The sequence below is a fragment of the Bradyrhizobium sp. ISRA464 genome, assembly GCF_029910095.1.
Lineage (GTDB): Bacteria > Pseudomonadota > Alphaproteobacteria > Rhizobiales > Xanthobacteraceae > Bradyrhizobium.
The window spans coordinates 5923380-5942284 of the sequence record NZ_CP094526.1 but is presented as its reverse complement, the minus strand read 5'-3'; the positions used below and the strand labels follow the sequence as shown (position 1 = coordinate 5942284).

Here is an 18905-nt window from a genome sequence, read left to right as displayed (position 1 = left end):
CGTTCCATCCCGATCACATGGCCGGGAATTTCTGCGGTCCCTGATAGAGCGGATAGCCGGCGGCAACGCCATATTCGCTGATGCCAAATCCGGTCTCGTTGCCGCTCTCGAGCCGGACGACATGATCCGACAGCGTACGCGCGATGGCGCGGGTTGCGGCATCGTCGAGGTTCCAGATGTCGTGCCCGACATGATTCTCGCCGCGGTCGTCGCCATGGGTCCAGCCTTGCAGGCCGCCGTACATGCCGGCCTTGAGATAGAACCGGGTCGGCAATCCGTGCATCCTGACGCGCCGCGGCTCGCCGCGATCGAAAGTGAAGGTGAAGTCGGCCGTCGAAATGGTTTGACCGAGCGGATCGTCGGCCCATTCGATGTTGTGCTCGACCGACGTGACCTCGCGATGCGACACCGATCCGTCCGCCTCGCGGCGAAACTCCGTGCCCGAGAGGTAATGCGGCTTGCCGGGCGTGCGCTCCTTGATGAAGATCGACAGCGCCGACTGCGGAAACTGGAACATCGACCAGGTCCAGAAGAAATTGCGATGGGTCGCAACCGGCGGCCGCGTTTCGTCGGTTCGCATCTCCGAGCGCAAGCCCCAGGAGCGGTCGCGCTGGCCCCACCACAACTCGGGTTCAATGACGTAGCGCTTTCCATCGACCGCGATCCAGCCGCGCCAGCGCCCGAATTGCGAGACGCGGGAGAGGTCTTCCTCGACGACGCCGTTGCGCTCACGAAAATTCTGCTTCTCCCGCGCCGCGGGGAAGCTCGCTTTGAATTCAAGCTCAAAGCTGATGCCGGACAGGTTCTCGGCAAGTGACAGCCTGTGTTGGCCCATGCCCTCGACGATCTCGATCTTGAGCCCGCCGACCTCCGTCTCCAGCGGACGCGTCCCGAGCCGCCGCGAGGCACGGAAATTGTGCTGGCGGCGGCCGATAGTGATGCCGGCAAAGCCGTCCATCACGTTGCGGTTCGGGTAGTAGCCGAGCCCGATATCGATCAGCAGCTCGCTGCCGTCGATCGGGTGCGCGGTGTACCAGTAGCGCTCGGTGAAGCGGACGTCGCCGCCGCCTGCCTTGGCATACGGCTCTGGCGTCTGGTGGCCGATGAGATCGTCCTGGGCTGTCAACATTGTTCTTATCCTTAGTCTTTGAGCCGGTTCGGTCGGTTGGATGCGTAGCGCGGAGTCAGTCCTTCGCCGGGCCCGCGCCCACGATGTCGCCGAACAGCACCCAGGTCTTGCCGTCGAAGCGAGCGAAGCGGCGCTCGGTGATCGCAGCGTAGTCCTGCGGCGTGGTCTGGATCGTGATGCCCGGGAGCAGCATCGGCAGCTCGATGCCGCTGAGATTGGTGGCCTGCTTCAGCACATTCTCCCGCGTGAGATTGTCGCCGCAGCGCTGCAAGATGATCGCGCCGAGCTGGGCTGTGGTGTAGCCGGTCACCGCGATCACATCGTTCGGGTCCATCCCCGGCATGTACTTCGCGGCGAACGCGAGATAGTCGGTCATGCCCTTGTCGTTGGCCCACTCCGGATCGTTGGGCGTCTTGTAGGAGGTTGTGGTGAGGATGCCGGTCGACGCCTCGATGCCCGCCGGCACCAGCACGCCGGCGATCGAATTAGCGGTCGAGCCGAGGAAGATCAGCGGCTTCCATCCGAGCTCGTGGATCTTGCGGATCGCCATCGAGGCGAATTTGTTCTGCGCCGCGATCAGGATGGTATCGGCGCCCGATGCTTTCAGGTTCACGATCTGAGAGTCGATCGTCGGTTCGGTCGACTGATACATCGCTTCCTTGACGATCATGGTGTCGGCCTTGGCGCCAAGCCCTTGCTTCAGACCGAGCGCAAAATCCTTGCCGATGTCGTCGGCCTGCAGCAACACGCCGATCTTGGCATCCGGCTTCTCGCGCAGGACGTAGCGCGCAATGATCCGGGACTCGTTGACGTAGGTCGGCGAGTAGGGCGTCGTCCAGGGAAACTGCTTCGGGTCGTTCCAGCGCGTTCCACCGCTCTGCACGAGAAGCTGCGGGACCTCGTTGCTGTTGAGATATTTCTGGATCGCGGCATTGGTCGGCGTTCCGAACGGCGCCATGATCGCGAGCACCTTGTCGTTCTCGACCAGCGCGCGCGTCACCTCGACCGTCTTGGGAGGGCTATAGGCGTCGTCGCGGGTCAGGAAGTTGATGTGGCGGCCATTGATGCCGCCTTTCTCGTTCAGCATCGCAAAATAGGCGAGCATGGTCTTCGGGAAGCTCGCATAGATCGACGCCGGTCCGCTGTAGGGCGCATTGGCGCCGAGGATGATCTCGGTGTCGCTGACCCCGGGACCATAGGCCTTCTGGGCGTTCGCTGTTCCGAGCGCGCCGGTGAGCGCGAACGCCCACACTGCAAGCGTGACGATTGGCTTCCGCATCTTCCCCTCCCATAACGCCCTCTTTTGCGGGGCTCGTTGATCCCGGCGGCGGTGCCTTCAAGGGCTTTACCCGTCGCGTTGGTCGTGTAATAATAGACCGTCTGTCCGGATTATCAACTAGAATCTCCGGGCAGCGTTATCGGCCTCACGCATGACGGAAACATCCGCGGGCGTGCGCGGCCGCATGACGGCGAGGAGGAAACATGAAGCTGACGCAGGCGCTCATCTCGGCGGTGCAGTTACGCAAAGATTTACCGGGCACCATCCATGCCGGACGGTCGCGGAGCTGGAAGGAGATCGGCCGCCGCGTTGCCTGTGCCGCGGGCGGACTGCAGCGGCTCGGCGTCGAGGCCGGCGATCGCGTCGCGATCCTCGCGCTCAACAGCGATCTCTATATCGAGGCGCTCTATGCCATCGCCTGGGCCGGCGCGGTCGCGGTGCCGCTCAACACGCGCTGGGCGGTCGCGGAGAACACTTACGCGATCGACGACTCCACGCCAAAGCTGCTGCTGGTCGACAAGGCCTTTGCCCAGATCGGATCCGCGCTGCGCGGCGCGAAATCACTCACTGCGATGATCTATCTCGACGAGGGACTGGTCCCCGAAGGCATGCAGGGGTACGACGAGCTCATTGCGCACGCGCCGGTCGAGGATGCCTCAGGCGCCTACAACGATCTCGCCGGCATCTTCTACACTGGCGGTACCACCGGCTTCCCCAAGGGCGTGATGCTGTCGCACGCCAACATCATCTATGAATCGCTGGTCTGGATCTATGCGCTGCGCTTCCGCGAAGACACCAGGTATCTGCACTCAGCCGGCATGTTCCATCTGGCCGGCACATCGCCGATGATCGCGCTCACGCTTGTGGGCGGCACTCACGTCACCATCCCGAAATTCGAGCCCGAACTCGCGATGAAGACCATCGCCGAGCACAAGGTGGATTACTGCCTCTTCGTGCCGACGATGCTCAACATGATGCTCAATCATCCGTCCTTTGGGACGTATGACCTCAGCAGCGTGAAGGATTGCGAATATGGCGCGTCTCCGATGCCGGACGCGCTGCTGGTCAAGCTAATGCGCGTGCTGCCGAGCTGGCGCTTCCACCAGGGCTACGGCATGACCGAGAGCGCGGCACTCGCGACGATCCTGCCCTGGGAATATCACGCGCTCGAAGGGCCGCTGGCGGGGAAGCGGAAGTCGGCGGGGCGGGCGGCGCCTGGTGTCGAAATCCGCATCATCGATCCGGCGGGCAACGAAGTTCCGCGCGGCACGGTCGGCGAGATCGCGATCCGCGGGGCCGGCGTGATGCTCGGCTATTGGCGCAAGCCCGAGGAAAGCGCCCGCGTGCTGCGCAATGGCTGGCTGCATACCGGCGACGGCGCCTGGATGGATGAGGACGGCTTTGTCTATATCGTCGATCGCCTGAAGGACATGATCGTCTCCGGCGGCGAGAACGTCTATTCCGGCGAGGTGGAGAACGCCATCTTCCAGCATGAGTATGTGAAGGAATGCGCCGTCATTGCGGTGCCCGATCCGCAATGGGGCGAGGCGGTGCACGCGATCGTGGTGCCGAAGGACGGCAAGCGCCTCGATTCTGAAATGGTGATCGCGCACTGCCGCACCCTGATTGCGGGCTACAAATGTCCGCGCTCGGTCGACATCCGCCTCGAGCCGCTGCCGCTGACCGGCTCCGGCAAGATCATGAAGTCGGCGCTGCGCGAGGAGAAGTGGCAGGGCTATACGAGGTCGGTCAATTGATGCGGGAGGCTACGAAACGATCCGACGATGCGCCGGAGCTCGCTCGTCCCGCCGTAGTGAATGACGATGCGGTGCGGACGGCGCTCGCTCAGCATCTGTCGCGGGTATCCGGGAGCCGGACGGAGATTGTCAGCTTCGGCCGCAAATCGTCGGGCTTCTCCTGGATCACTTTCGCCTTCGTGGCGCGCTCTGCGGCTGAAGGAGATCGCAAGCTGATCCTGCGTGTCGGTCCTCCAAGCGGGTTATTTGCGCCTTACTCGGTGCTGCCTCAGGTCTATGCGCTGCAGTCGCTGGTCGGCAGCAATGTTCCGGTGCCGACGCTGGTGTCATCAGAGCAGGATGGCGCCGAGATCGGCTTTCCTTTCTTCATCTGCGCGCATGTCGAGGGCGACGTTCCCGCGCCCTGGGCAGCGAGCGAGCTCGATCCGGACCACAAGCGCGCAATTGCCCGGCAGTTCGTCAAGATCCTCGCATCGCTGCACCGCATCGACCCAGGTGCAACCCCATTTGCATCGCTGCAACAAGGTGAACAGCGTGCCGAGTTGCGCGCAATCGCCGGCTGGCGCGCCTCGCTCGCCCGTCCGACGGCGCGCTACTATCCGCTGCTCGACTGGGGCGGGCGCTGGCTGCACGAGAATTGTCCGCAGCCGCCGCGCTGTACCATCGTGCATGGCGACTACAGGATCGGAAATTTCATCGAGCACAAGGGGCGGATCACCGCCATTCTCGATTGGGAGCTCACTCATCTGGGCGATCCCCACGAGGATCTGGCCTGGGCAATGATGCCGACCTTCAACGCCAGAAGCCGCAAGCTCTATGGTGTGCTCGAGTGCGCGGAGGTGATCGATCTTTATCAGCGCGCCTCCGGCATTCCGGTTTCGGACAAAAGCCTCGCCTTCTACGAGGCCTATGCGCTGTATCAGGCCGCGGCGATCCAGATGTGCGCGGTGCGTGCGTTTGAGGTGGATCGCTTCAACGACATGCGCCTTGCGGTGATGGCAAGCCAAATGCCCTCGATCGTGCGGGCCTTCGAGCGTGCACTGGAGGCTGCAGCATGAGTGCATCCTTCGAGCGGTTGATCGACGGCATCATCGACGCACTGAAGAGCCACGTCGTGCCGAACAGCAACGACGATTTCGTCCGCGGGCAGGTATTTTCCGCGATCTATGCGCTGAACGGGCTGAAGCTCGCCGCCGATTGGAAGGCTGGGCCGCTGCTCGATCAGGTGCGTCTGCAGGATCATACTTTTGCGGCGGTCAAACGATTGGCCGATGGCATGACGCATCCCGAGATCCCGGCTACCCCACGCATCCCGCACGACAGCTCCGATGCTGCTGCGATCGAAGGATTGCGCGACGATGGCGACCGGCGGCTGGGGCAACTTCTGCTCTGGGCGAGCGGCGAGGGTGCGCGTGCGGTCAATCGCGCTGTCGCGACCGAGATCGAGCACCTGCTGCGCCGTGCGATCTGCGACCAGCTGAAGATCGAGCTTGCGACGACGCCGAAGTCGATGTTGCAGCAGATCGCAGGCGGCGGCGAACGCGACGGCGGCGCCGCACAGGGTTGAGACGGCTGCGCCGCCGGCTACCCGGAATTGCATCATTGCATGCTGCTCCGGGATTGGCTGCGGTGTTCGGAAAGAAGCTTGCCGGCCTACAGCACCCGTGCTATTAATTCATCGAACGGTCATTCGGATTATTATTGACGACCAAGGAAAGCGTCCGCGGCAAGCGGCCGGCGACGGAGACGGAGCGATGAACATGATGACCGGCGTCTCGCCATGGGAGCGGCTGATCCGGCCCGACCGGGTGCACGGATCGCTCTACACCGATCCCGAGATCTTCGAAGCCGAGCTCAAGTACATCTGGTACCGGACCTGGGTCTATGTCGGGCACGAGAGCGAGGTGCCGAACGCGAACGACTACGTCGTCAAGTCGATCGGCCCGCAATCCGTGATCATGACGCGCGACGAGCAGGGCAAGGTCAATCTGCTGCTGAACCGCTGCTCGCATCGCGGCAACCAGGTCTGTTCCTACGAGCGCGGCAATGCGCGCTCGTTCACCTGTCCGTTCCATTCCTGGACCTTTGCCAATGACGGCCGCCTGGTCGGCTATGCCTTCCCTGACGGTTACGAGGGGCAGGACAAGTCGCAACTCGCGCTCGGGCGGGTGACGCGCGTCGAGTCCTATCGCGGTTTCGTGTTCGGCTCGTTCGCGGCGGATGGCCCGACCCTGAAGGAGCATCTCGGCGGCGCGGCCGAGACCATCGACCGCCTGGTGCGCACCTCGCCCGAGGGCGAGGTTGAGATCACAGCTGGATTCCTCAAGCACCGCGTCAAGGCGAACTGGAAGTTCATCCTGGAGAACGAATGCGACGGCTATCACCCGGCCTTCGTCCACACCTCGATCTTCGGTGTCGCCGACAGCATGATCGGCAAGCTCTACGGCGGCGCCTCGACCGCGCTGACGCGCGATTACGGTAACGGCCATACCGAGATCGACCTGCGGCCCGAGTTCCGCAAGCGCGATGCGCCGATGAGCTGGTTTGGCACCAGTGAGGAGCGGCTGCCGGACTACGCAACGCGTATGAAGGCCGCCTATGGCGATACCGCGGCGCGCGGAATCATGATCGACGGCACGCCGCATGTGATGATCTTCCCGAACCTGTTCATCGCCGAGATCCAGATGTTCGTGATCCAGCCGCTCGGCGTCGACGATAGCGTGCAGCACGTCACCGCGCTGCAATTCAAGGGCGCGCCCGATCTGAACCGAAGGCTGCGCCAGCAGACCATGGGCTCGGTCGGCCCGGCCGGCTTCCTTCTCGCGGATGATTCCGAAATGTACGAGCGCTGCCACCGCGGCGTGCTGGCGCGCAATCCGGAATGGATCTTCCTTGGCCGCGGCGAGAAGCGCGAGCGGCAGGACGAACTCGGCTTCACGGTCGGCCACGTCACCGACGAGGTGCCGTCGCGCGGCATCTGGACCCATTATCGCAAGCTGATGGAGCCGGCCTGATGCTGTCGCGTGAGAGCGGCGCCACATTGATGAGCGCCATCACCGCCTTCCTCTATCGCGAGGCGCGGTTGCAGGACGAGCATCAATATGAGGCCTGGGAAAAGCTCTGGACGGACGACGGCGTCTACTGGGTGCCGGCCAACGGCGTCGACATCGACCCGGAGCGGCAGATGTCGATCATCTACGACAACCGCTCGCGGATTGCGCTGCGCGTCCGCCAGCTGATGACCGGCAAACACTTCACCCAGACGCCGCAGTCGAACCTGCGCCGGCTGATCTCGAACATCGAACTGATGGACGAGCAGCCTGACGATGGCGACATCGCGGTCGCCAGCAACAGCCTGATTTTCGAGTCGAGCCTGCGTGACGACACGCTGTGGGCAGCCCGCAACGAATACCGGCTCCGTCATGTCGACGGCGAATTGCGAATGGCCCACAAGAAGGTCATCCTCGTCAACAACGACAAGGCGATCTACACGCTGTCATTCCTGGTCTAAAGCGCGATAACTTCATCGCGCTTTAGACCATTGTTTCTGTGCATGATCTGTCCGGAAAACCGCTTCACACTTTTCCGGATCATGCTTTAGGGGAAGGTCTCGCCATGATCGACAAGGGCCCCATTCTGCTCGACATCACCGACCGCATCGCGCGGCTGCGGCTCAACCGCCCTGATGCTGCCAACGGCATGAGCGCCGAGCTGCTCCGCGCGCTGTGCGACGCCATCATGGTGTGCCACGGCCATCCGGACCTGCGCGTGGTGCTGCTGAGCGGCGAGGGCACCAATTTCTGCGCCGGCGGCGATGTCCGCGCCTTTGCTTCCAAGGGCGAGCAGCTGCCGGACTATATCCGGCAGGCCACCGCCTATCTGCAGAATGCGGTGACCGGCTTGTTGCGTCTCGAGGCGCCGGTGATCGCCTCGGTGCAGGGCTTTGCGGCGGGCGGCGGCGGCTTCGGCCTGGTCTGCGCCTCGGACATCGTGATCGCCGCGGAGTCGGCAAAATTCCTCGCCGGTGCGACGCGGGTGGCGATGGCGCCGGATGCCGGCGTCTCCGTCACATTGTCGCGGCTGGTCGGTTTGCGGCGGGCAATGTCGATCCTGTTGACCAACCCGGTGATCCCGGCTGCGGAAGCACTGCAGATGGGCATCGTCACCAAGGTCGTGCCCGACGCGGAGCTTGCCGATGCGTCATTTGCACTGGCACGCGAGCTCGCGGCCGGTGCGCCGAAGGCGCTGGCGGCGACCAAGCGACTGGTCTGGGCCGGCACCGGCACAAGTATCGAGCAGTGCCTGTCGGAAGAAGCCCGCACGGTTGCCGAGCTCTCGGGCATGGCCGACGCCCGCGAAGGGCTGGCGGCCGTGATCGAGCGGCGCAAGCCTGTATTCACGGGGCGCTGAGGTGGCGACCTTGCCATTCGGGCGCCTCGACGGCCGCCGCGCCTTCGTCTCCGGCGGCGCGCGCGGCATTGGAGCTGCGATTGTCCGCAGCTTTGCCAGGGCGGGCGCCAGGGTCGTGATCGCCGACCTCGATGTGACCGCAGCCTCGGCGCTCGCGCGGGAGACCGGGGCTGACGTCGCGGGACTCGATGTCAGCGATGCCACGGCGGTGCAAGCCGTGATGACGCAGGACGGCCCGTTCGACATCGTCGTCAACAATGCCGGCATCGATCAGCATGCCTTCTTCACCGACACCAGTGCGGACGATTGGGCGCGGCTGATCGCGGTCAACCTCACCTCGGTGCTCGCCTGCACGCATGCTGCGCTGCCGGCGATGCAGGCGGCGCGCTTCGGTCGCATCATCAACGTGACCTCGGAAGCGGCGCGGCTCGGCTCCAAGGGCGGCGCGGTCTATTCCGCGGCCAAGGGCGGCGTGATCTCCTTCACCCGGAGCATCGCGCGGGAGAATGCGCGGTTTCGCATCACCGCCAACGCGATCGCGCCGGGACCGATCCGCACGCCGATGCTGGAGCAGGCGGTGGCCAAGGGCGGTGACAAGATTCTGCAGGCGATGACTGGCGCGACGCTGCTCGGCCGCCTCGGTGAGCCGGAGGAGGTCGCGGCCGCCGCACTGTTCCTGGCTTCCGACCAGGCGGCCTATATCACCGGCGAGACGCTCGGCGTGTCCGGCGGCATGGGCATCGGCGGCTGAGATGGGCAGCGCGGGCGACGATATCGCAATCGATCCGGTCGAACGTGCGATCGAGCGCTTGCGCGCGATCTATCGCGGCTGGAGCCGCGAGACATCGGTGGCGCAGATGCGTAGCGATTGGGACTCGGCCTTTGCCAGTTGCTCGGTACAGGTGACGTGCCAATCCGTCTTGGCCGGTGGCGTTGACGGTGAATGGCTCGTGCCATCAGACGCACCGCGCGACAAGGCGATCCTCTATTTTCACGGCGGCGGCTTCCGCATCGGTTCGATCGCCTCGCATCGCGACCTGATCGCGCGAATCGCCGATACATCCGGCTGCCGCGTGCTCGCGATCGACTATCGCCTTGCGCCGGAGCATCGCTTTCCGGCCGCGCTGGATGATGCGCTGATTGCCTATCGATATCTGCGCGATCAGGGATTGCGCGCGGCGGATATCGCCTTCGCCGGGGACTCGGCCGGCGGCAATCTCGTACTCGGCGCGATGCTGGCGGCGCGCGAGCGAGGCTGGCCGCTCCCCGCCGCCGGCGCGCTGATGTCGGCCTGGACCGATCTCGCCGCGACGGGCGCAAGCTATAAGAACAGGGCCGAGGCCGATCCGATCCACCAGCGCGCGATGATCCTGGCACTGGCGAAGAATTATCTCGGCAAGGATGGCGATCCCCATGATCCGCTCGCGTCGCCGCTCTACGCCGATCTCGCCGGTCTGCCGCCGCTGCTGGTGCAGGCGGGCGACCGCGAGACCGTGCGCGACGATTCGACGGAGCTCGCTGCGCGTGCCAAGGCCGCCGGCGTCGACGTCGAGCTGCAGGTCTGGGACGGCATGATCCACGTGTTCCAGCTATTCCCGGAGATTCCGCAGGCGCGAGAGGCGATCGCATCGCTGGCGAATTTCCTGCGCAACCATCTTCACATCGGCCAAGAGAGGGCGCCACAATGAACGTCATGACGTCGGACCCGCGCCAGCTCGCTGAGACCGAATTCCATTTCTCGGAGCCGCCCAATCTGCCCGAGGAGCTGCGCATGCTGCGCGAGCAGGTCCGCCGCTTCGTCGAGAAGGAAGTGATGCCGCATGCCGAGGCGTGGGAGCGCGACGGCAAGATCCCGCGCGAGATCTACCGCCGCATGGGCGGGCTCGGCTTCCTCGGCATGCGCCATGCGGCCGAATATGGCGGCACCGACATGGGGCCGTTGGCCTCGATGGTGTTCGCCGAGGAGCTCGGACGCTCGAGCTTCGGTGGCTTCACCTCGTCGATTCTCGTGCACACCGACATGTCGGCGGTGCACATCAGCTTGCGCGGCACGCTGGAGCAGAAGCGAAAATATCTGCCCGCGATCGTCCGCGGCGAGACGGTCTGCTCGATCGCGGTGACCGAGCCCGACGCCGGATCGGACGTTGCCGGCCTCAAGACGCGCGCGCGGCGCGACGGCGATCATTGGGTGATCAATGGCGCCAAGATGTTCATCACCAACGCGGTCTATGGCGACATCCTGATCGTCGCCGCGCGCACCGATCCGCGTGCTAAGGGCAGTCGCGGCATTTCGTTGTTCATCGTGGAGCGCAACACGCCGGGCATCACGGCGACCAAGCTCGACAAGCATGGCTGGCTCTGCTCGGACACCGCCGAGCTCGGCTTCCAGGACGTGCGGGTGCCGGCGGAGAACCTGCTTGGCGAGGAGAACAAGGGCTTCTATGGCATCATGGAAACCTTCCAGAACGAGCGGATCTGCATCGGCGGCATCTGCGCCGGCGAGTCCGCCAAGGCGATCGAGCTGACGACGAACTATGTGAAGGCGCGGCAGGCATTCGGCGGCCCGCTCTGGAACCAGCAGGGCGTGCGGATGAAGCTCGCCCAGCTCGCCGCGAAGGCGGCTGCCGCGCGGGCGCTGGCCTATCACGCCGCCGAACTCGCTGCGGCCGGGAAGGAATGTCTCCGCGAAGTGTCGATGGTGAAGGCGTTGTCGCCGGAGGTCCTGCACGAGGTGGTGCATGGCTGCCTGCAGCTGCATGGTGGCAGCGGCTTCATGCGCGGCACCCCGATCGAGCGCATGGTGCGCGACGCGCGCGTCCTGACGATTGGCGGCGGTGCCACCGAGGTGATGCTGGAAGAAGTTGCCAAGCGAATGTGAGGGCCGATCCTTACGGCGCTGACGGCTTGCCCTGGCCGACCGCCTGCGCGGCGATGCCCGGCTTCAACCGCCAGTCCTCGCCAAAATCCGCCAGCGGATGGAAGAACAGCGGCTCGGTGGTCTCGAGCTGCCGTAGCCGCTCGGTGTAGTCTTCGAGATAGCGATGCCGTGTCGCTTCGTCGACGAAATTCACCGAGTACGACACGAAGGGCGGCAGCACCTTGCAGCCGGCATAGGCCAGCATGCCGTTCTGGATCGGCCACAGCACCACATCGAGTGCGCCGACCAGCCCGTCCGGCGCGCACATTCCGGGATAGGCCGCGGTCGAGGTCACGACCATCGCTCGACGCCCGGCGAGGCCGCCGGTGTCGTAGCGGCGGCCGCTGCCATAGACGGCGCCGTTGACGAATACCCGATCGATCCAGCCCTTCATGATGGCGGGGACGGAGAACCACCACAGCGGAAACTGCAGGATTAGCAGGTCACACCACAACAGCTTCTCGATCTCGGCCGTGATGTCGCCGCTGAGCGTGCCATGTTGCAGATTGTATTTCTGCTCGCGGTCATACTGCAGCCGGTCGGGAAACCGCCGCTCGCCGAAGTCTTCGGCGGTCGCCACCGGGTTGAAGCGCATGGCATAGAGATCGGAGATCCTGACCGTATGCCCGAGCGCGGTGAGCTCCGCCACCGACCGCGCCAGCAGCGCGGTGTTGAACGACTGCGCCTCCTGATGGGCAAAGACGATCAGGACCTTCATCGTTAATCCACCGGCTTGAAGCTGAGCGTGGCCGTATCGGCCTGCATGATCTGCAGCTTCTGGTTGGAGAAGCGGACGCCGGGGCCGAAGCTGATCGGCGCCATCACCCCGGTTTCGACATTCTTGGTCTTCTCCAGCTCCGAGATGGTGCAGGCCCAGGTCGGTTGCTTGCCGCAGCGCTCGATCGCCGCGATCAACACCTTTGCCGCGGCATAGCCGGTTATGGTGTAGCGGTTGATGCCCTTGAACTCGGCTTCCGACACCAAAGGCTTGGCCTTCTCCAGGAACGCCTTGCCGGCCGCGCCCGCGAACGACTCGACATAGTCGACCGCATAGATGCCGTCGCCGGCCGGGCCCATCAGCTTCAGCACCGGCTCGATACGGCCGGGCCAGAAGATGCCGGTCACCGGCTTGATGCCGAGCTTCTCGATCTCCTTCATTATCGCGATGTTCTCGGCGATGATGCCGCCGGCCAGGAACACCTCGGCGCCGGAATCCTTGAGTTGCAGCATGTCGGACGAGAAGTCCTGCTGGCCTTTCTTGTAATTGCCGCTGTAGACGACGTTCAGCTTCTTCGTCTTGACGACGGAGTCGAAGCCGTCGCGGACCGTGATGCCGTAATCGTCGTCCTGGGTGATCAGGCCCCATTTCTTGCTCGGGTTCTTGTCGGCCAGGAAGTTGACGAGGTGGACGATGCCCTCCTCGTAGGATTGCCCGATCACGAACACGTTCTTGCGTGGCGGCTCCCAGAGGTGCTTGACCGGCGCGACGTCGATCACGGTCGGGATGCCGGACTTCTCCAGCACCGGCATCACAGCGATCGACTGGCCCGAGCCGGAGATGCCGAGCATCGCAAAGACCTTGTCGACGTCGATCACCTTCTTGACGCCCTGGATGGTGCGCGCGGTGACGTAGCCGTCGTCTTCCAGCACATATTTGATCTTGCGGCCGTTGATGCCGCCGGCGGCGTTGGCCTCCGCGATCGCGATCTTGTGGCCGATCGAGGCCGCGACGCCGAGCAGCGCCGGCGGACCGGTCAGCGGCTCGACGTCGCCGATCAGGATCTCGGTGTCGGTGATGCCGGGATCGGCGGCGCGAACCGGGCCGGCGGCAAGACAGGCGGTGGTCAGCAGCAGCGAGGCTGCCGCCAGATGTTTGATCATTGTCTCCTCCTCATGGTGTTGCGTCTTTTTTGGTTAGTAGCGCAGCGGCCAATGGACCCAGGCCCGCTTGATGTCGTGCCAGGCGCCGACCAGCCCCCTCGGCTGGAAGCGCAGGAACAGGATGATGACGAGGCCGTAGAGCATGCTCTTCAGCTCCTGCGCGCCGGTCGTGAACGCTGCGTCCATCTGCGCGCTAAACAGGCTGAAGATGAGCCTGGTCGCCTCCGGCAGCAGCACGATCAGGATGGTACCGAGCACTGCGCCGAGCGCCGAGCCGAGCCCGCCGACGATCAGGATCGCCAGCGCCTCGATCGAGAGCAGGAACGGAAAGCCCTCGACGCTGACGAAGGACAGATAGATTCCGTAGAGCGCGCCAGCGATGCCGGTGATGAAGGCCGAGGTGACGAAGGCGAACAGCTTGTAAGCGTGCAGATTGATGCCCATGACGCGGGCCGCGGTATCGTTATCCCTGATCGCGACGAAGGCACGGCCCACCCGGCTGCGGCGGATGTTGAGCGTTGCAAGCAGCGTCAGCGCCGCGATTGCAAGGCAGAGATAGGTGAAGGCGGCATCGCTATCGAAGCTGATGCCGAAGATTTCAGGCCGCTGTATCTGAATGCCGCGGGCGCCATTGGTGAGCCAGCGCATCTCCAGGATCACGGTGTTGATGATGCAGGAGAAGGCGAGCGTGGTGATCGCGAGATAGAGCCCTTTCAGCCGCAGCGACGGCGCGCCCACGATCAGGCTCGCCAGCGCCGGCACCACGCCGGCGCCGAGGAAGCCGACCAGCGGTGGCATCTGATATTTGGACACCAGCACCGCATAGGCATAGGCGCCGGTGACGAGGAAGCCGACATGGCCGAGCGAGATCAGGCCAGTGTAGCCGGTCAGGATGTTGAGCCCGAGCGCGCCGGTCACCGTGATCAGGATGATCATCAGTAACGACAGCGCGTAGGAGTTCAGCAGGTAAGGCGCCGCGATCAGCGCCAGCAGCAGCACCGCCGACCACAGCCACACCGGCGGAGAATCGATCAGCGCAACCAGTTCGCCATAGGTCTGCTTGTAATCGCCGGTGCGCATCAGACCCTCTCGATGTCGCGTTCGCCGAAGATGCCGAACGGGCGGATCATCAGCACCACGATGATCATGGCAAAGCCCGCGACCTCCTTCATGCCGGAGCCGAGATACCCGCCGGCCAGGTTTTCGGTGATGCCGATCAGGAGGCCGCCGAGGCCGGAGCCCGGCACGGCGTCGAGGCCGCCCAAGATCGTGGCCGGAAACGCCTTCAGCCCAAGCTGAAACATCGCCGGCGACAGATCGTAGGACAGCGCGAAGAACACGCCGCCGATGCCGGCGATCACGGAGGACGCGGCCCACGCCAGCGCGTGCACCTTGGTTGCGCTGATGCCCATCAGGAGCGCGGTGCGGTCGTCGGCCGCGACCGCGCGCATCGCGACGCCGACCTTGCTGTAGCGGAAGAACGCCCAGATCGCGGCGAGCAGCACCAGCAGCGTCGCGATCACGGCAACCTGCCCGGTGCGCACGCCGATGCCCCCGAGATGCACGATGCCGCGGCCCATGCCGATATCGAGACCGTGCGGGTAGGCGTCCCAGATGAAGTTGATCGCCGAGCGCAGGATCACGGCGAGCCCGATCGTGACCATCACGGTCGCGAACACCGGCTCGCCAAGCATCGGCCGCATCACCAGCCGCTCGATGACGAGGCCGAGTACGACCGCAGCGAGGATGGCGCCTATTGCGACGACAAACACATTGCCGTTGACCGTGGTCGAGATGGTCCAGGCGATATAGGCGGTGATCATGGTCATCTCGCCCTGCGCGAAATTGACCAGACCGGTCGACTTGTAGATCACCGCAAAGCCCATCGCGATCAGGCCGTAGATCGCGCCGATCGCAAGTCCGGAGATCAAGAGCTGGATGAGATACTGCATTCAGCCCTCCGTCTGGTAGATGATGGCGAGCTCGCGCGCGAACTTCTTCTCGATCATGGCGCGGCGTACCTTCTGCGTCGCGGTCAGCTCACCATCGTCGTGGTCGAGCTCCTTCTCGAGGATGGCGAAGCGCCTGATGTTCTCGACCCGGGCGAACCGCTTGTTGGTCTCGTCCACGATCCGCTCGACCAGCTCGTGCACCTCCGGCAGCTGCGACAGCGACTTGTAGTTGGTATAGGCCAGCGCGCGGTCGCGCGCCCAGCGGCCGACATTGTCGTAATCGACCTGGATGATGGCGCCGAGATACTTCTTGGCCTCGCCGACGACGATCGCTTCCTTGATGAACTCGGAATCCTTCAGTGCGTTCTCGATCTCCGATGGCGCGATGTTCTTGCCGCCGGCGGTGATGATGATCGCCTTCTTGCGGTCGACCACGGCGATCTCGCCATTGTCGAGGATGTCGATGATGTCGCCGGTGCGCAGCCAGCCACCTTGTTCCAGCGAAGCGGTCGAGGCCTTCTCGTCGAGGAAGTAACCTTTGAAGACGCCGGGGTTGCGCAGCAGGATCTCGCCGTCGGCATCGCACTTCCATTCGGTCCGCGGCAAGGGCACGCCGCAGCCGCCGATCCGGTGATGGTCTGCGGTCTGGATGAAAGCGACGCCACCGCTCTCGGTCAGCCCATAGCCCTGCGACACCGGCCGGCCGATGATGTCGAAGAAGCGCAACGTCTCCGGCGAGATCGAGGCGCCGGCACACAGCCGATGACGGCTGTAGGCGAAACCGAGATGACGCTGCAAATTGCGGAACATCAGGAGATAGAGCACGCCGAACGCGGCGCGATCGAGCCGCCCGTCCTTGCCGGCCTGCCGACGGTCGGACAGCGTACGGCCCCAGGCAAGGCACGCTCTTGTAAAACTCTGCCGCAGCCTGCCGCTTTCACCGAGGCGGAACAGGAAGCCCTGCTGCAATTTTTCGTAGATGCGCGGCACGCCGACGAAGAAGGTCGGCGCGATCTCGCGGATGTTGATCGCGACCGTGTCGATCGATTCGGCAAAGGAGACGGTGCCGCCGAGCACGAGATGCGTCACCGTGCCGTAGCAGCGCTCGGCGACGTGACACAACGGCAAATAGCTCACCGCCTCGAACGGCTTATCGGCGATCCCTACGGTTTTGGCATAGGCATAGGCGGCGTAGACGAGATTGCGATGGGTCAGCATCGCGCCCTTCGGCGGGCCCGTCGTGCCCGACGTGTAGACCAGGATGCAGACATCGTCGGGCGCACCCTGGCTGATCAGGCGGTCGAGGGTGGCGTTGGCCTCCGGGTTCTCTCTCGCAAATGTCGTGCCGCGCTCGCATAGTGCCGCGAACGACATCAGTTCCGACTGGCGATAGTGCCGCAGCCCCTTCATGTCGATGCAGACAATGGCCTCAAGATCGGGCAGGCCGCCATTGTTGGCCATCGCGTCGAGCACCTTGTCGGTCTGCTCCTGGTCGCCGGTGACGACAATTCGGGCGCCCGAATGTTTGACGATATATTGCAGCTCGACCCAGGGATTGGTCGGATAGATGCCGACCGCAACCGCGCCGATCATCTGGGTGCCGAGATCGGCGTAGAACCATTCCGGCGCGTTCTCGCCGGCGATGGCGACACGGTCACCGGGCTTGATGCCGAGCGAGAGCAGGCCCAGCGCGACCGCGCGCGCCGTTTCGTAATAGTGCCGCCAGGAATACGGGTTCCAGATGCCGTAATCCTTCTCGCGCAGCGCCAGCGCCTCGCCATGCATGGCGGCGCGCTGCCGCAGCAATTGCGGTATGGTGATGGCGGCGTCCTCGAGCGCCGCCTGGAACGCATCGGCGCCCGCCGCAGGCGCACTGCGCGGGGCACTGGCCTGCAACGGCGGATGAACGGTGCGAAAACTGTCCAGCGTCGACATCACGCGCCTGCCTTTGCCATCGCCTCGGCGCGCTGGCCGCCGAGATAGGCCTCCGCGACCGCGGGATCGCGCCTGATCTCGTCGGGCGTGCCTTCGGCGATCTTGCGACCGAAATTGAGCACATGGATGCGATCGGAGATGTCCATCACGATGCGCATCTCGTGCTCGATCATCAAGACGGTCATGCCGAGCTCGTCGCGGATGTCGAGCACGAAGCGCGCGATGTCCTCGGTCTCCTCCTGGTTCATGCCGGAGACCATCTCGTCGAGCAGCAGCAGTTTCGGTTCGCAGGCGAGCGCGCGGGCGAGTTCGACGCGCTTCTGCTGGCCATAGGACAGCGTGCCGACCACGGCATCCCTGATATGCTCGATCTCAAGGAATTCGATGATGCGTTCGACGCGTTGGCGGGCCGCGATCTCTTCCTTGCGGGTGCGGCCGAAGAAGACCACGGCGTCGAGCACGGTCGAGCGCAGATGGGGGTGGCGGCCGGTCAGGATGTTCTCGACCACGGTGCCGTGCTTGAACAGCGCGAGATTTTGGAAAGTGCGGCCGATGCCGACGGCGGCGAACTTCCAGGGCGAAATGGTCGCAAGGTCGATGCCGTCGAAGGTGATGCGGCCTGCGCTCGGCCGCAGCACGCCCGAGATCATGTTGAACAGCGTGGTCTTGCCGGCGCCGTTCGGGCCGATCACGCTGCAGATCTCGCCAGGGGCGACCCGCAGGCTGACATCGGCGACCGCCTGCAGGCCGCCGAAGCGTTTTGACAGGTTCTCGATCGCAAGCAGCGCGGTCACGACAGCCACCGCTTGCGGCGCTTGTAATGCTTGACGTCGCGCAGGCTCTTGCGTCCCGTAGAGGCGACACCGAGATAGAATTCCTGGACGTCCTCGTTGGCCGTCAGCTTTCTTGCCGTGCCGTCGAGCACCACGCGGCCGGTCTCCAGGATGTAGCCGTAGTCGGCGATGTCGAGCGCGCGCTGCGCGTTCTGCTCGACCAAGAGCACCGTCATCTTCAGCTCGTCGCGCAGGCGGACGATCACCTCATAGATGCGGTCGATGATCAGCGGTGCGAGGCCCAGCGACGGCTCGTCGAGCGCCAGCAGAACGGGATCGGTCATCAGCGCGCGGCCGATCGCGAGCATCTGCTGCTCGCCGCCGGACATGTAGCCCGCGATCTGGTCGCGCCGCTCATGAAGGCGTGGAAACAGCGCGAACACCTTGTCGCGGCGCTCGCGCGCCTCGGCGCCGGTCCTGGTGTAGCCGCCCATCTGCAAATTCTCGTCGATGGTCAGCGCCGCGAACACGCGGCGGCCCTCCGGCACCTGCACGATGCCGCGGCGGACCAGCTCGTCGGGCGCGAGGCGATGCACCTCGTCATTGCGGAAACGGATGCTGCCGTTCTCGATCACGCCTTCCTCGGTGTAGAGGATGCCGGACATCGCCTTCAGCAGCGTCGACTTGCCGGCGCCGTTGGAGCCGAGCAGGGCGACGATGCTGCCTTCGGGCACTGCGATCGAGACATCGCGGATCGCCTCGATCGCGTTGTCGTAGACGATCCGGATGTTGCGGAATTCGAGCAGGGCATCCGGCGCTGGCGTGGCCTGTGGCGCTGCCTGCGGCGTCGGATGCGGGATGGTCGTCGGCAT

The 18905-nt window shown here is 64.5% G+C and carries 18 protein-coding genes; 9 read left to right on the top strand and 9 right to left on the bottom strand.

The features are described from left to right. Positions 1 to 13 precede the first annotated feature (13 nt). Complete coding sequence (locus tag MTX19_RS27820; RefSeq protein WP_280980245.1) at positions 14 to 1129, bottom strand: hypothetical protein; 1116 nt, start codon at positions 1127 to 1129, stop codon at positions 14 to 16. A 55-nt stretch (positions 1130 to 1184) separates the two neighbouring features. Further along, positions 1185 to 2408 carry an ABC transporter substrate-binding protein gene (locus MTX19_RS27815; protein WP_280980244.1) on the bottom strand — a complete coding sequence of 408 codons (1224 nt, stop codon included), beginning with the start codon at positions 2406 to 2408 and terminating at the stop codon, positions 1185 to 1187. Positions 2409 to 2611: 203 nt separating this feature from the next. On the opposite strand from MTX19_RS27815, the gene MTX19_RS27810 reads away from it, so the two are divergent. The 9 genes from MTX19_RS27810 (at position 2612) to MTX19_RS27770 (ending at position 11453) form a co-directional block, all read left to right on the top strand. Then, positions 2612 to 4165: a long-chain fatty acid--CoA ligase gene (locus MTX19_RS27810; protein ID WP_280980243.1), complete on the top strand. Its 1554-nt coding sequence runs from the start codon at positions 2612 to 2614 to the stop codon at positions 4163 to 4165. After that, a complete protein-coding gene (locus MTX19_RS27805) occupies positions 4165 to 5223 on the top strand; it encodes a phosphotransferase family protein (protein ID WP_280980242.1) in 1059 nt (352 codons plus the stop codon). The genes MTX19_RS27810 and MTX19_RS27805 overlap by 1 nt, the downstream gene beginning before the upstream one ends. Then, on the top strand, positions 5220 to 5732 hold the full coding sequence (locus MTX19_RS27800) for a hypothetical protein (protein WP_280980241.1): 513 nt from the start codon (positions 5220 to 5222) through the stop codon (positions 5730 to 5732). Before MTX19_RS27805 ends, MTX19_RS27800 begins: the two co-directional genes overlap by 4 nt. Before the next feature lie 187 nt (positions 5733 to 5919). Continuing rightward, entirely contained in the window at positions 5920 to 7179 is a 1260-nt protein-coding gene (locus tag MTX19_RS27795; RefSeq protein ID WP_280980240.1) for a Rieske 2Fe-2S domain-containing protein, read from the top strand. Continuing rightward, on the top strand, positions 7179 to 7676 hold the full coding sequence (locus MTX19_RS27790) for an aromatic-ring-hydroxylating dioxygenase subunit beta (RefSeq protein WP_280980239.1): 498 nt from the start codon (positions 7179 to 7181) through the stop codon (positions 7674 to 7676). Before MTX19_RS27795 ends, MTX19_RS27790 begins: the two co-directional genes overlap by 1 nt. A gap of 104 nt (positions 7677 to 7780) precedes the next feature. Continuing rightward, on the top strand, positions 7781 to 8575 hold the full coding sequence (locus tag MTX19_RS27785; protein ID WP_280980238.1) for an enoyl-CoA hydratase-related protein: 795 nt from the start codon (positions 7781 to 7783) through the stop codon (positions 8573 to 8575). A gap of 1 nt (position 8576) precedes the next feature. After that, entirely contained in the window at positions 8577 to 9326 is a 750-nt protein-coding gene (locus MTX19_RS27780; protein ID WP_280980237.1) for an SDR family oxidoreductase, read from the top strand. A gap of 1 nt (position 9327) precedes the next feature. Further along, complete coding sequence (locus MTX19_RS27775) at positions 9328 to 10263, top strand: alpha/beta hydrolase (protein ID WP_280980236.1); 936 nt, start codon at positions 9328 to 9330, stop codon at positions 10261 to 10263. Continuing rightward, entirely contained in the window at positions 10260 to 11453 is a 1194-nt protein-coding gene (locus MTX19_RS27770) for an acyl-CoA dehydrogenase family protein (protein ID WP_280980235.1), read from the top strand. The genes MTX19_RS27775 and MTX19_RS27770 overlap by 4 nt, the downstream gene beginning before the upstream one ends. Before the next feature lie 10 nt (positions 11454 to 11463). Here the strand turns inward: MTX19_RS27770 and MTX19_RS27765 are convergent, their stop codons facing one another. From MTX19_RS27765 to MTX19_RS27735, 7 genes are read right to left on the bottom strand one after another with little or no spacing between them, the layout of a single operon-like run. Next, entirely contained in the window at positions 11464 to 12210 is a 747-nt protein-coding gene (locus MTX19_RS27765; RefSeq protein WP_280973577.1) for an NAD(P)H-dependent oxidoreductase, read from the bottom strand. Between the two features lie 2 nt (positions 12211 to 12212). Next, on the bottom strand, positions 12213 to 13373 hold the full coding sequence (locus MTX19_RS27760) for an ABC transporter substrate-binding protein (protein WP_280980234.1): 1161 nt from the start codon (positions 13371 to 13373) through the stop codon (positions 12213 to 12215). 33 nt (positions 13374 to 13406) lie between these two features. Next, positions 13407 to 14453 carry a branched-chain amino acid ABC transporter permease gene (locus tag MTX19_RS27755; RefSeq protein WP_280980233.1) on the bottom strand — a complete coding sequence of 349 codons (1047 nt, stop codon included), beginning with the start codon at positions 14451 to 14453 and terminating at the stop codon, positions 13407 to 13409. Continuing rightward, a complete protein-coding gene (locus tag MTX19_RS27750; RefSeq protein ID WP_280980232.1) occupies positions 14453 to 15325 on the bottom strand; it encodes a branched-chain amino acid ABC transporter permease in 873 nt (290 codons plus the stop codon). The genes MTX19_RS27755 and MTX19_RS27750 overlap by 1 nt, the downstream gene beginning before the upstream one ends. Then, the gene (locus MTX19_RS27745) at positions 15326 to 17260 is read right to left on the bottom strand and encodes an AMP-binding protein (RefSeq protein WP_280980231.1); all 1935 of its coding nucleotides are present in this window, start codon (positions 17258 to 17260) and stop codon (positions 15326 to 15328) included. Further along, positions 17260 to 18054, bottom strand: coding sequence for an ABC transporter ATP-binding protein (locus MTX19_RS27740; RefSeq protein ID WP_280980230.1), 795 nt, complete (start codon positions 18052 to 18054; stop codon positions 17260 to 17262). The genes MTX19_RS27745 and MTX19_RS27740 overlap by 1 nt, the downstream gene beginning before the upstream one ends. Next, positions 18051 to 18905 (bottom strand): ABC transporter ATP-binding protein, encoded by an 855-nt coding sequence (locus MTX19_RS27735; protein WP_280980229.1) that lies wholly within the window; start codon positions 18903 to 18905, stop codon positions 18051 to 18053. The genes MTX19_RS27740 and MTX19_RS27735 overlap by 4 nt, the downstream gene beginning before the upstream one ends.